Consider the following 13,080-nt stretch of genomic DNA (forward strand, 5'->3'; position numbering starts at 1 on the left):
AGCCGGGCTTTGGCCCGGCTTGCAAGGTCACGTTGGCGCGAGAAGCACTGCCAAATCAGGGCTTCGGCAGGGGCTTCGGCGAATCGGCGAGGCTGTTGAGATAGGCGACGACATCGGCGCGCTGATCGGGTTTGCTCAGGCCGGCGAAGGCCATGGCGGTGCCGGGGACGTAGGCCTTCGGGTTCTTCAGGAAGTGGTCGAGCGCCTCGGCGTCCCAGCTCTTGTCGTTGCGGCCCTTCATCGCGGCCGAATATCCGAAGCCGGCGACCGAACCCTCGGAACGGCCATAGACATCGAAGAGATGCGGGCCGACCTTGTTGGCGCCGCCCTTCTCGAAGGTGTGGCAGGCCTTGCAGGCGCCGACGGCCTTCTCGCCCTTGGCCACGTCGGCCTTGGCGAGACGCACCGCGATCGGCTCCTCGGCCGCTGCCGCCGGGGCGCCCGCGCCCCCCGCAGCCGCCGGCTCGAGGCTCGGCAGGTCGAAGCCCGGCACGGCCGGCTTCTTTGGGGTGAAGACGATGCCGGCGCCCATGTTCAGGGCCATCACGACGAGCAGCGTCGAGAGGCCCGCGCCAGCGATCTTGTTCAGTTCGATATTCATCGTCTCTCACAACCCCCGGCCCGCCCGTCGGCGGAGCAAGACAGCGCTGCGGCCGGACCCTTGCGGGAGCCGGCACGTCTGCGCTGCTTAACCGCTTTGCGCGCTGCATTGCAACTCGTATAAGCACGCACCGCTTTGAGACTTTTTGCCGCCCTGCGAGCTTTCCCCAGCCAATGCCCAATCCGCTGATCCTTATCCCGGCCCGCATGCAGGCGACGCGCCTGCCGGGCAAGCCGCTGGCCGATATCCTGGGCGAGCCGATGATCGTCCGTGTCTGGCGCCGTGCCATCGAGGCGCGCGTTGGCGATGTCGTGGTCGCGACCGATGACGAGCGCATCCTGGCGGCGATCGAGCAGGCCGGCGGCCGTGCGGTGATGACCAGCCCTGCGCACCAGACCGGCTCGGACCGGATCAAGGAAGCCGCCGACATCATCGACCCCAAGGGCGAGCACGACATCATCGTCAACGTCCAGGGCGATTTCCCCACCTTGGCGCCGACCGCGATCGCGGCCGCGGTCGAGCCGCTCGCCGATCCGGCCGTCGATATCGCGACGCTTGCCGGCGAGATCACCGAGGACGAGGAGAAGACCGCGCCGAGCGTGGTCAAGCTGATCGGCAGCGAGATTTCCCCCGGCCGGATGCGTGCGCTCTACTTTACCCGGGCGACCGCCCCCTATGGCGATGGCCCGCTCTATCACCATGTCGGCCTCTACGCCTATCGCCGCCGCGCGCTCGACCGCTTCGTCTCGCTGCCGCAGTCGCCGCTCGAATTGCGCGAGAAGCTCGAGCAGTTGCGGGCGCTCGAAGACGGCATGCGCATCGACGCGATGATCATCGATCATGTCCCGCGCGGCGTCGACACGCCCCCCGACCTGGACCGCGCCCGCGCGTTCCTGACATCCCGCGCCTGAGCCTGAAAGTCTCCAATGTCAGTCGTCGTTTCCTATCAGGGTGAGCCTGGAGCCTTCTCCTCGCAGGCCGCCCTCCAGGTCTTTCCGGATTGCGAGCTGCTGCCCTGCCGGACTTTCGAGGACGCGCTCGCCGCGGTTTCGGACGGTTCCGCCCGCTATGGCATGATCCCGATCGACAATTCGATCGCCGGCCGCGTCGCCGACATCCATCATTTGCTGCCGCGCTCCGGCCTGCACATCATCGGCGAGCACTTCCTGCCGATCCGCTTCCATCTGATGGCGGTCGAGGGCGCGACGCTGGCGACGCTGAAGACGGTGCAGAGCCACATCCACGCGCTCGGCCAGTGCCGCAAGATCATCCGCAAGCTCGGCCTCAAGGCCGAGGTCGCGGCCGATACCGCCGGCTCGGCCCGCCAGGTCGCCGAAGCGGGCGACCCGACGCGCGCCGCGATCGCCCCGCACATTGCCGCGGAAGTCTACGGCCTCAACATCCTGATGGAGGATATCGAGGACGAGAAGCACAACACCACGCGCTTCGTCGTGCTCTCGAAATATCCGGAGTTCGCCCGCCAGGGTTCGGGCAAGACGGTGACGACGCTGATCTTCCAGGTCCGCAACCTGCCGGCGGCGCTCTACAAGGCGCTCGGCGGATTCGCCACCAACGGCATCAACATGACCAAGCTCGAGAGCTATATGGTCGACGGCCATTTCTCGGCGACGATGTTCTACAGCGACGTCGAGGGTCATCCCGACGATCCGGCGCTGAAGCGGGCGCTCGACGAGCTCGCCTTCTTCTCCAAGGAGCTGAAGATCCTCGGCGTCTACCCGGCGCACGGATTCCGCGACAGCTTCCCCGAGCCGGGGGAGTAAGCCGGTCCCGCAGGCGGCGCCCCTTCACCAGGGGCGCGGGCCCTCCATCGTCGAGACATGGGCCGAGACCACCTTCCAGCCGAGATCGGGGAAGCGCACCCAGGTCTGGCTCTGGCGGCCGATGATCTCGCGCCCGCGCACCTTGAACTCCAGGTTCACCGTGGCGAGGTCGCGCCCGAGCGTCAGGATCTCCAGGCGGATCCGCTTTTCCTTGATGCCCGGGCCCGGCGGGCGGGCGACGCGGTGAGCGTGGATTTCGTCGAAGCCGTAACCGTTCTCGCCGAGCGCATAGCGGATGGTGTGGGGGCTGTTCCAGAAGGAGGCGTCGAGGACGTCGACCTCCTTGTCGATCAGCGCCTGCTCATAGCGCTCGAACAGCGCGCTGATCTCGGCGACGACATCGGGCAGGTTCGGGGTCAGGTCGCTCACGAAAGGGCCTCCATGGCTTGGGCGACGGCAATCAGGCTGGCGTCGGTGCCGCGTCCGCCGATGATCGACAGGCCGACCGGCGCGCCGTCCACGGTGGCACCGGGCAGGTTGAGCTGGGGCGAGCCGGTGAGGCCGCCTTGGGCGCAGAGACAAGTGATGCGATCGCGCAGCGGCTGCTGCTCCGGTGTCGGCAGGCCGCGCAGCGGCGCCGGGAAGGGCGTCGTCGGCAGGCAGAGGATCGTGCCCGCCGGCAGGAGATAGCGCAGCCGCGCCCGTGCTTCCTCGCGCATCAGCGCGGCCCAGTTGCGCTCGCTCGCGGGAACTTGCGAGCCGGCGATCAGCCCGGCGGCGACGCTGAAGGCCATGCGCGGATTGTGCCGTTCGATCCATGGCCTGAAGGTCTGCCAGGCCTCGACCGGCTGCAGGCTGCGCTGCGCGCGCGCCCAGACCGACAGCCCCTGCGGCGCCATGATCTCCTCGCGTGCCGGGCCGATGATCCGCTCCAGCTTACGGACCATCGGCCGCAGGGCCTCCGCGACTTCGGGGTCGGCGAAGCCGAAGGCATCGACCGCGATCAGCAGCTTCGTCGGCAGCGGGCCGGGTGCTTCGCCGAGCAGGACGGTCCCGACCTTCGCAAAGGTCCCGGCATCGCGCGCGAACCAGCCGGCGGTGTCTGAGCTCGGAGCCTGCGGCAGCAGTCCGGTGACGTCGAGCCGGCCATGCGTCGGCCGGATGCCGTAGATCCCGCAGAAGCTCGACGGTACCCGCATGGAGCCGCCGGTATCGGTACCCAGCGCGATGTCGCAGAGCCCTGCGGCGACGGCTGCCGCCGAGCCCGATGAGGAGCCACCTGGCACGCGCTCGGGCGCGGCGCTGTTGAGCGGAGTGCCGTCGAAGGCGTTCTCGCCGAGAATGCCGAGCGAGACCTCGTCGGTGATGGTCTTGCCGACGAATTCCGCGCCGGCATCCAGCAAGGTCTGCACTGCCCAGGCATGGCGGGTTGGGATGGGGTTCGCCTTGGCCCAGTCATGGTTGCCGCCACCGGTCGGCAGGCCGGCGACATCGAACAGGTCCTTGACGGCGAAGGTCAGCCCCGAGAGTGGCCCGCCCGGAGTGCCGGCGATCTGGGCGCGTGGCCCGGGGACGAAGGCGTTGACCGGGTCCGTCATCCAGGGCTCCGCAAAGATGTCATCGTCGGGGAGGCGCGCGACGGGTCAGGGCTCCTCGCCGTCCACCGCCCACGCCTTCAGGATCGTGTTGGCGATCGCCATGTGCGGCGGGCAAAACAGGTTGTCGGGGTGCTTGCCCTCCAGCATCTGCAGTGCCTCCGCCCGGCTGAACCAGCGGCCAGCTTCCAGCTCGGTGCCATCCAGCACGATGTCGTCGTTCAGCGCCTCGGCGATGCAGCCGATCATCAATGAGCCGGGGAAAGGCCAGGGCTGCGAGGCGATGTAGCGCACCGTGCCGGTGCGCAGGCCCGCTTCCTCCCAGGTCTCGCGCCTGACCGCGTCCTCGAAGGTTTCGCCCGGCTCGACGAAGCCGGCGATGCAGGAATACATGCCGGGCGCGAAACGAGACTGGCGCGCCAGCAGGCAGTTGTCGCCGCGCACCGCCAGCATGATCACGACCGGGTCGGTGCGCGGAAAATGCTGCGCGCCGCAGGCCTCGCATTGCCGCTTCCAGCCGGCCGAGCCGAGCTTGGTCGGCGCGCCGCATTGGGCGCAGCAGCGATGGCGCGCATGCCAGTCGAGCAGGGCCTTGGCCTCGCCGAGCGGGCCGACCTCCTCCTTCGGCACCAGACGCTTCAGCGCAACGCTGCGCAGGTCGGTGACGACGAGCACGGCTTGCTCGCGCAAGCCATCGAGCAGGTCGCGGTCGATCAGCCGGCCGAAGCGCGGTGCGCCGTCGGGAGCGAGCCCGAGGAAGACCTCTTCCTGCGCCGAGCCCAAGCCATCGGCGCCGCTCTCGTCGAACCAGATCGTCTGGGTCTCGGCGCCGGTCCGCAACAGGATCGGCGTCTCGCCGGCGACGACGGTGAAGCGCGTGTCGCTGCGGGCGCGCAAGGCGACGACCTCGTCCGGCTTGTCGCGCAGGTCGGCGCGTCGGTCGAGCGAGCTGGTGGCGAAGCCGGTCTGGGCTGAGCGTTCGGTGCGGCGGGAGGCGTCGTTCATGCCTCCCGTCCTACTCCGCTTTCGATCCGACCGGAACGGGGCGAACGCAGAATTATACGTATGCGAACAGTCGCGAGCGGTTGAGCCGCCTGCTCACTCCTTGCCGCGTCCGCGCAGCAGATGGATGATGCCGGAGAAGTCGGTGCCGCCTTCGCCCCAGGCATTGTGCAGCCCGTAGACCTGCGCCGCGGCCGAGCCGAGCGGGGTCGAGGCGCCGGCCGCCTGCGCCGCTTCCTGGGCGAGCTTCAGGTCCTTCAGCATCAGCGCCGAGGCGAAGCCGGGCTTGTAGTCGTTATTGGCCGGCGAGGTCGGCACCGGGCCCGGCACCGGGCAATAGGTCGTCAGCGACCAGCACTGACCCGAGGAAGTCGAGGCGACGTCGAACAGCGCCTGGTGCGACAGGCCCAGCTTCTCGGCCAGCACGAAGGCCTCGGAGACGCCGATCATCGAGATGCCCAGGATCATGTTGTTGCAGATCTTCGCCGCCTGGCCGTTGCCGGCGTCACCGCAATGCACGACCTTCTTGCCCATCGCCGACAGCACTGGCTCGCCGCGCTTGAAGGCGTCGGCGCTTCCGCCGACCATGAAGGTCAGGGTCGCGCCCTGGGCGCCGCCGACGCCGCCCGAGACCGGCGCGTCGAGCGAGAGGCAGCCGCGCTCGGCCGCGAGCGCATGCGCCTTGCGGGCGCTCTCGACATCGATGGTCGAGGAATCGATCAGCAGCGTGCCCGGCTTCACCGCCGGGAGGATGTCGGCCCAGACGCCCAGCACATGCTTTCCTGCCGGCAGCATGGTGACGACGATCTCGGCCTCTGCGACCGCTTCCTTGGCCGAGGCGGCGATGCCGACGCCGAGCGCCGCGGCCGCATCCTTGGAAGGCTGCGACAGGTCGAAGGCGGAGACCTTGTGCCCGGCCTTGACCAGGTTGCCGGCCATCGGCCCGCCCATATTGCCGAGCCCGATGAAAGCGATGGTGCTCATGGTCGTGTCCTTCCCGCTGTCGTTCGCGTCATGCTCGGGCTCAGACCCGAGCATCTCTTTCAGGAGATTCTCGGGTCTGCGCTTCGCTTCGCCCGAGAATGACGTCTGAGTCTCAATTCCCCTTGGCCCGCCCGACCAGCGAGCGCGCCACGATCATCCGCATCACCTCGTTGGTGCCTTCCAGGATCTGGTGGACCCGGAGGTCGCGGACGATCTTCTCGATGCCGTAATCGGCGAGATAGCCATAGCCGCCATGGATCTGCAGCGCCTGGTTGGCGACCTCGAAGCCGGTATCGGTGGCGACGCGCTTGGCCATGGCGCAGAGCTTGCTCGCATCGGGCGTCTTCTCGTCGAGCGCCGCCGCGGCGCGCCAGAGGAAGGTGCGGGCCGCCTCCAATTCGATCGCCATGTCGGCAAGCTTGAACTGCAGCGCCTGGAAATCGGCGATGCGTGAGCCGAAGGCCTTGCGCTCCTGGGCATAGCTGAGGGCCTTGTCGAGCGCGCCCTGCGCCCCGCCGATCGAGCAGGCGCCGATATTCAGCCGCCCACCATCGAGCCCGGCCATGGCGATCTTGAAACCGATGCCTTCCGGGCCGATCCGGTTGGCGACCGGCACGCGGCAGTTCTCGAAGATCACTGCGCGCGTCGGCTGGGCGTTCCAGCCCATCTTCTTCTCGTTGGCGCCGAAGGAGAGGCCGGGCGTGCCCTTCTCGACGACGATGGTCGAGATGCCGGAGGGGCCGGCCTCGCCGGTGCGGACCATCACGACATAGACGTCGGAGACTCCGGCGCCGGAGATGAACTGCTTCTGGCCGTCGAGGACATAATGGTCGCCGTCGAGCACCGCCTTGGTCTTCAGCGCCGCGGCGTCCGAGCCCGCGCCCGGCTCGGTCAGGCAATAGCTGGCCAGATGGTCCATGGTGCAGAGCTTCGGCAGGTATTTCTGCCGCTGCTCGTCCGACCCGTAGCGGTCGATCATCCAGGCGCACATGTTGTGGATCGAGATATAGGCCGCGACCGTCGGACAGCCCGTCGACAGCGCCTCGAAGATCACCGCCGCGTCGAGGCGCGACAGGCCGGAGCCGCCGACATCGTCGCGGATATAGATGCCGCCCATGCCGAGCGCAGCCGCCTGGCGCATTTCCTCGACAGGGAAATGCTTCTCCTCGTCCCAGCGCACGGCGTGCGGCGCCAGGGTTTCGGCAGCGAAACCCTGGGCCATGTCGCGGATCGCGATCTGGTCTTCGGTGAGGGAAAACACGATCCGATCCCCTTCGCCGTCGGCTCAGTTCATCGTCGGGATGACGAAGCTGGCGCCGTCCTTGATGCCAGACGGCCAGCGCGCCGTCACGGTCTTGGTCTTGGTGTAGAAGCGGATCGAATCCGGGCCGTGCTGGTTGAGGTCGCCGAAGGAAGAACGCTTCCAGCCGCCGAAGGTATAGTAGGCCAGCGGAACCGGGATCGGCACGTTGATGCCGACCATGCCGACCTGGACCTTCGAGGCGAAGTCGCGGGCAGCGTCGCCGTCGCGGGTGTAGATCGCGGTGCCGTTGCCGTATTCGTGGTCGTTGGTCAGCTTCAGCGCCTCGTCATAGCTCTCGGTGCGCAGCACGGAGAGGACCGGTCCGAAGATCTCCTCCTTGTAGATGCGCATGTCCTTGGTGACGTTGTCGAACAGGCAGCCGCCGACATAGAAGCCATTCTCGTAGCCCTGCATCTTGAAGTCGCGGCCGTCGACCACGAGCTTGGCGCCTTCGCCGATGCCGATGTCGACATAGGACTTGATCTTCTCCATCGCCGCCTTGGTGACGACCGGGCCGTAATCGGCCGAGGTGTCGGTCGAGGGGCCGATCTTCAAGCTCTCGACGCGGGGGATCAGCCGCTTCACCAGCTCGTCCGCGGTGGCCTTGCCGACCGGGACGGCGACCGAGATCGCCATGCAGCGCTCGCCGGCCGAGCCGTAGCCGGCGCCGATCAGCGCGTCGACCGCCTGATCCATGTCGGCGTCCGGCATGATGATCATGTGGTTCTTGGCGCCGCCGAAGCACTGCACGCGCTTACCATTGGCGCAGCCGCGAGCGTAGATGTACTCGGCGATCGGGGTCGAGCCGACGAAGCCGACGGCCTTGATGTCATGGTCGTCGAGGATGGCGTCGACCGCCTCCTTGTCGCCGTTGACGACATTGAGGATGCCGGGAGGTCCGCCCGCTTCGACGAACAGCTCGGCGAGGCGCATCGGCACGCCGGGATCACGCTCGGACGGCTTCAGGATGAAGGCGTTGCCGCAGGCGATGGCGGGGCCGAGCTTCCAGAGCGGGATCATCGCCGGGAAGTTGAACGGGGTGATGCCGGCGACGACGCCGAGCGGCTGGCGCAGCGAGTAGATGTCGATGCCCGGGCCGGCGCCGTCGGTGAACTCGCCCTTCATCAGGTTGGGCACGCCGAGCGAGAACTCGACGACCTCGACGCCGCGCTGGATGTCGCCCTTGGCGTCGGGGATGGTCTTGCCGTGCTCGCGGGCGAGCAATTCTGCGAGCTCGTCATTGTTCTGCGCGATCAGGTCGAGGAACTTCATCAGCACGCGGGCGCGGCGCTGCGGGTTGACCGCCGCCCATTTCGGCTGGGCTTCGAGCGCGTTCTCGACCGCGGCGCGCATGTCGGCGGCGGAAGCGAGGGCGACCTTGCCGATCACCGAGCCGTCCATCGGCTGGTAGACGTCGGCCGTGCGGCCCGAGGTGCCGGCGACATGCTTGCCGCCGATGAAGTGACCGATCTGACGCATGGCGTCCTCCTCCCAAAGTCTGTGAACGCTGATTGGCGCTACCCCTATCATTATCGTTTGCGCACGGCTATAGGCGGATATCGACCGAGGTCGTGCGAAAACACATATACGGGAGGAGCGCCATGGAACGGTTCGACTGGGACGACCTGCGATTCTTCCTTGCCGTCGCCCGTTCGGGCCGGCTCACCGCAGCCGCGCGCCGGCTCGGCGCCGACCATGCCACCGTCTCGCGCCGCATCACCTCGCTGGAGGAATCGCTCAAGGCCAAGCTGTTCGAGCGCCGCCCGCAGGGCTATGCGCTGACCGGCCATGGCGAGCAGCTCCTGGCCAAGGCCGAGAGCATGGAGACCGAGGCGCTGGCGATCCAGAGCGAGATCGGCGGCGCCGACATGGCGCTCTCCGGAACGGTCCGGATCGGGGCGCCCGACGGTTTCGGCTCGACCTTCCTCGCCTCGCGTTTCGCCGGTCTCGCCAAGGCCTATCCCGGGCTGGAGCTGCAGCTCATCGCCATGCCGCGTCTGCTCTCGCTGTCGAAGCGCGAGGCCGATGTCGCGATCACGCTGGCCCCGCCGAAGGAAGGCAAGGTCGTCGCCCGCAAGCTCTGCGACTATCGGCTTGGGCTCTACGCCGCACAGGACTATCTCGACGCCAACCCGCCGATCACGGCGGCCGAGGACCTCTTCGAGCATCGTATTGTCGGCTATATCGACGACCTGATCTTCACGCCCGAGCTCGATTATCTCGACGAGGTCGCCAAGGGCCTGCGCGCCCATATCCAGAGCTCGAGCGTGCTGGCGCAGATGAATGCCGTCGCGGCTGGTGCCGGCATCGGCGTGATCCACCATTTCATGGCGGTCGACGAGCCGAGGCTGGTGCCAGTGCTGCCCGAGAGCGTCTCGATCACCCGCTCATTCTGGCTGCTCGTCCATGCCGATCTCAAGGATGTCGCCCGGGTGCGCGCGGTCGTCGACTTCATCGTGCGCGAGTCGAAGGCGAACCGGGCGCTGTTGATGGGCGAGCTGGCGGCGGGCGGCGGCGCGCGCCTCGCCGCGGCAAGCTGAACTATTCCGCGAGGCGCACGCAGTTGCGCCCCTCGCGCTTGGCGGCGTAAAGCGCGCGATCCGCGGCGATCAGCTGCTGGTCGAAATGGCCGGCGCCATCGATCTCGGCGACGCCGATCGAAGCCGTCAGGGTGACCTGCTGGTCGCCGACGGTCAGCGTCTCATGCGAGACGTCGAGCCTGATGTGGTCGCTGAGGCGCATCGCCGCCTTGGCGTCGAGGCCGGGGAACAGGATGGCGAATTCCTCGCCGCCGATGCGGGCGAGCAGATGGCCGCTGCCCTCCACCGACTGGGCGAGGCAGCGCGCCACGCTGGCGAGCGCCTGGTCGCCGAAATCATGGCCGTGGCTATCGTTCAGCTGCTTGAAGTCGTCGATGTCGAGGATCGCGACGGCGCTCTTGCGTTTCTTCGCCTGCGCCTCCTCGATCAATCGGCCGGCATTGGCGAAGAAATGGCGGCGGTTGAACAGCCCGGTCAGCGCATCGCGCGAGGCGAGGCTATGGAGCTGCTCGAGCTGTTCGAGCGTCTCGACATTGCTCGCGATCCGGCATTGCAGCTCTTCCGGGATGAAGGGCATCGAGATGAAGTCGTTGGCGCCGGCCTTGAGGAAGCCGACCGAGACCATGCGGTCGCTCGATGAGGAGACGCCGATCAGGCGCAGCCGGTCGGAGGCGAACTCGCGGCGGATGCGCCGCGTCAGCTCGTAGCCGTCCATGTCCGGCATGTAGTAGTCGCTGACGACGAGCCGGATGTCGGGATTGTCCTTGAGAAGGGCCAGCGCCTCGGCCCCGGAGCCGATCTCGATCACCTGGTATTGCTGGACCTTCAGCATATGGGCGAGCAGCTTGCGCGTCGCCGAGGTGTCGTCGACGACGAGGATGCGGGTCTGGCGGTTGGCGAGCGCGCGCTTGGCGGTGGCGACCAGGGTCTCGAGCGTGAAGGCGCTGTCCTTGGGGACATAGTCGATGACGTCGCGCTCCATGATCCGGTTGCGCGTGTCGAGGTCGAAGCTCGCGGTGTGGACGATGGTCGGAATGCCGCGCTGCACGGTGAAGTCGATCGCTTCGCCGCGCGGCGCGTCCGGCAGGTTCAGGTCGACCACGGCCATGGTGTAGGCGGCGCGGTCCTCGGTGACGACCTCGTGCAGCTCGTTGAGCGACTGGCAGACGACGATCGGCAGGCGCAGCTCGGTCTCTAGGCGGCGCGACAGTGCCAGCGCATAGGTCCTGGAATCCTCGACGACGAGGATCTTGAGCTCCTCGGCGATGGGTTCGCTCTGGCGGCGGCCGGGGGTGCGATAGGCCATTGAGCTCACAGGTCCTCGGTCGGCGCCGTGAGAGGGCACGGCAGGTTTCGAGCTCTGCTTCGCAGCGGAAAGGCGAACTCCATGCGGCAGACCTTCCTGCCGTAACGTTAAATTGGGCTTAACTATGTCAGCTCGGATCGCCGGGATAAGCTGTTCTTATTGGCCTGTTGAGTGCGCGGTCGCGCGGTTCAGATCCGCCAAGGCAGGATGTTGGCCGGCAGCTTGCGACCGAGTGCGTCAAGGCCCAGCATCACCGCAAGGATCACCGCGCAGGCGCTGATCGCGACCGCCGCGGCTTCGCCGGCGAGCCCGGCCTCCTTCAGGCTGAACAGCACGACGCCGAGCGTCTCGGTGCCGGAGGACCAGAGCAGGGCCGAGACGGTGAGCTCGTTGAAGGCGACGAGGAACACCATCAGCCCGCTGACGGCGGCGGCCGGCGCCAGGATCGGCGCGACGATGAAGCGTAGCATCTGCCAGAGCGTGACGCCGTCGAGCCTGGCGGCTTCCTCATGATGCGCCTCGATCTGCGCCATCGCCGCGACGGGCGCCTTCAGCGCCAGCGGCAGGAAGCGGGCCATGTAGGCGAAGAGGATGATGAAGGGCGTCGCGTAGATGCTGACGCCGATCAGCGGCAGCGGCTTCAGGAACATCAGGATGCAGGCGATCGCCAGCACGACGCCCGGCAGGGCGTAGGGTAGCTCGATAACCACGTCGACGACGCGCCGGAGCTTGCCCATGCGCCGCTCCAGCCCGTAGGCGAAGGCGATCGAGAGCAGGGACAGCAGCACGGCAGCCGTGCCGGCGAAGAGGAAGGAATTGCGGAAGGCACGCACCGTCACGTCCTGCCGGAGCAGCACTTCGGCAAACTTGTCGAAGGTGAGGTTCTGCCAGGTCAGCGCGACGCCGAGCGCCGGCGTCAGCGCCTCGCCGAGCAGCGCCAGCAGCGGCAGGCCGAGCTTGATGGCGATCAGCAGCCAGAGCCCGGCGGCAATGAGCGGCCGGGCGGCACCCAGTTGCCAGAACGGCTGCAGGGGCCGCTCGATCTCGACCTTGCCGCCGCCGCGGCGCGTCGCGATCAGGCCGGCGACGATGCCGAAGCCGGCGACGAGCGCGACGAGGAGCGAGAGCGCAGCCGCATCCGGCAAGCCGGCCGGACCGAAGCTGGACAGCCGGCGATAGATCAGCGTCGGCAGAGTGAGGTAGTTCACCGGCAGGCCGAGCAAGGCCGGGATGCCGAAATTGCCGATGCCGGCGACGAAGGCGAGCAACGCCGCGGCGATGATCTGCGGTCGCAGCACGGGCAGCAGGATGCGTCCGACGATGGTGGCGGGCGCCGCGCCTTCCATCTGCGCCGCCTCGACCAGCGCCTGCGGCACGCTGCGTAGGCCGGTCCAGAGCGTGATCGCCACCAGCGGCGCATGATGCAGCGCCATCACCAGGATGATGCCGCCGCGACCGAGCAGGGGATTGGGCGTGCCCGGCGCCGGCGCGAGGCCGAGCATGCCGAGCAGGGCCGAGTTCGGCGCGAACAGGCTGAGGAAAGCGAGCGCCGCCACCTGCGGCGCGATCATCATCGAGAAGACCAGCGCGAAGGCGAGCGGGCGCTTGCCGCGGACATCGGTGACAGCGAGCAGGATCGCCGCCGTGCCGCCGATCAGCAGCGCTCCGAGCGCCGACAGGCCGGCCGTCTCAAAGGTGTGCAAGGTCGCGTTGACCGCGGCGCGGCTGGTGATCTCCGCCAGCGCGCCTTCGGGAGCGAATTGCCAGCCAGGCGCGAAGGCGGCGGCGAGCAGGCGCAGGAAGGGCAGGGCACCGAACAGCGTTGCGCAGAGCAGCACCAGCGCCGGCAGGCCAAGGCCGGCCGGCAAGGCAAGGCCGGGCAGCGCCGGGCGGATGCCGGTCTGCCTTAGCTCTGCGGGGGCTGCGAGCGTCATCGTGTCGGTGCCTGAGACTGGATCTTGTCCGGGC

At 68.0% G+C, this 13,080-nt stretch carries 12 protein-coding genes; 3 read left to right on the top strand and 9 right to left on the bottom strand.

The window, feature by feature from the left end:
* Nucleotides 1-55: 55 nt before the first annotated feature.
* Nucleotides 56-601, bottom strand: coding sequence for a c-type cytochrome (locus AC3WLC_RS11105; RefSeq protein ID WP_493683980.1), 546 nt, complete (start codon nt 599-601; stop codon nt 56-58).
* Nucleotides 602-774: 173 nt separating this feature from the next.
* Between AC3WLC_RS11105 and AC3WLC_RS11110 the strand changes: the two genes are divergently transcribed.
* Together AC3WLC_RS11110 and AC3WLC_RS11115 are read left to right on the top strand one after the other, a co-directional pair.
* Nucleotides 775-1,512 carry a 3-deoxy-manno-octulosonate cytidylyltransferase gene (locus AC3WLC_RS11110; protein ID WP_346363495.1) on the top strand — a complete coding sequence of 246 codons (738 nt, stop codon included), beginning with the start codon at nt 775-777 and terminating at the stop codon, nt 1,510-1,512.
* A 15-nt stretch (nt 1,513-1,527) separates the two neighbouring features.
* Nucleotides 1,528-2,382: a prephenate dehydratase gene (locus AC3WLC_RS11115; protein WP_493683982.1), complete on the top strand. Its 855-nt coding sequence runs from the start codon at nt 1,528-1,530 to the stop codon at nt 2,380-2,382.
* 24 nt (nt 2,383-2,406) lie between these two features.
* On the opposite strand, the gene hpxZ is transcribed toward AC3WLC_RS11115, so the two are convergent.
* From hpxZ to AC3WLC_RS11145, 6 genes are all read right to left on the bottom strand, one after another.
* On the bottom strand, nt 2,407-2,811 hold the full coding sequence (gene hpxZ, locus AC3WLC_RS11120) for an oxalurate catabolism protein HpxZ (RefSeq protein ID WP_493683983.1): 405 nt from the start codon (nt 2,809-2,811) through the stop codon (nt 2,407-2,409).
* Nucleotides 2,808-3,980, bottom strand: coding sequence for an amidase (locus AC3WLC_RS11125; RefSeq protein ID WP_493683984.1), 1,173 nt, complete (start codon nt 3,978-3,980; stop codon nt 2,808-2,810). The genes hpxZ and AC3WLC_RS11125 overlap by 4 nt, the downstream gene beginning before the upstream one ends.
* Before the next feature lie 45 nt (nt 3,981-4,025).
* Nucleotides 4,026-4,982, bottom strand: coding sequence for an NAD(+) diphosphatase (nudC, locus tag AC3WLC_RS11130; protein WP_493683985.1), 957 nt, complete (start codon nt 4,980-4,982; stop codon nt 4,026-4,028).
* A 93-nt stretch (nt 4,983-5,075) separates the two neighbouring features.
* Nucleotides 5,076-6,017 (bottom strand): 3-hydroxyisobutyrate dehydrogenase, encoded by a 942-nt coding sequence (mmsB, locus tag AC3WLC_RS11135; RefSeq protein ID WP_493683986.1) that lies wholly within the window; start codon nt 6,015-6,017, stop codon nt 5,076-5,078.
* A 58-nt stretch (nt 6,018-6,075) separates the two neighbouring features.
* On the bottom strand, nt 6,076-7,227 hold the full coding sequence (locus AC3WLC_RS11140) for an isobutyryl-CoA dehydrogenase (protein WP_493684541.1): 1,152 nt from the start codon (nt 7,225-7,227) through the stop codon (nt 6,076-6,078).
* A gap of 21 nt (nt 7,228-7,248) precedes the next feature.
* Complete coding sequence (locus tag AC3WLC_RS11145) at nt 7,249-8,745, bottom strand: CoA-acylating methylmalonate-semialdehyde dehydrogenase (protein ID WP_493683987.1); 1,497 nt, start codon at nt 8,743-8,745, stop codon at nt 7,249-7,251.
* Nucleotides 8,746-8,867: 122 nt separating this feature from the next.
* Here AC3WLC_RS11145 and AC3WLC_RS11150 point away from each other — a divergent pair, with 122 nt between their 5' ends.
* Nucleotides 8,868-9,806 (top strand): LysR family transcriptional regulator, encoded by a 939-nt coding sequence (locus AC3WLC_RS11150; protein WP_493683988.1) that lies wholly within the window; start codon nt 8,868-8,870, stop codon nt 9,804-9,806.
* A 1-nt stretch (nt 9,807) separates the two neighbouring features.
* On the opposite strand, the gene AC3WLC_RS11155 is transcribed toward AC3WLC_RS11150, so the two are convergent.
* Both AC3WLC_RS11155 and AC3WLC_RS11160 read right to left on the bottom strand, forming a co-directional pair.
* Nucleotides 9,808-11,112, bottom strand: a complete 1,305-nt coding sequence (locus tag AC3WLC_RS11155; RefSeq protein WP_493683989.1) for a diguanylate cyclase — start codon at nt 11,110-11,112, stop codon at nt 9,808-9,810.
* A gap of 188 nt (nt 11,113-11,300) precedes the next feature.
* Nucleotides 11,301-13,046, bottom strand: a complete 1,746-nt coding sequence (locus AC3WLC_RS11160; protein ID WP_493683990.1) for an ABC transporter permease — start codon at nt 13,044-13,046, stop codon at nt 11,301-11,303.
* Nucleotides 13,047-13,080: the final 34 nt, after the last annotated feature.

Source organism: Allobosea sp. GW821-FHT03A12, from assembly GCF_058986765.1.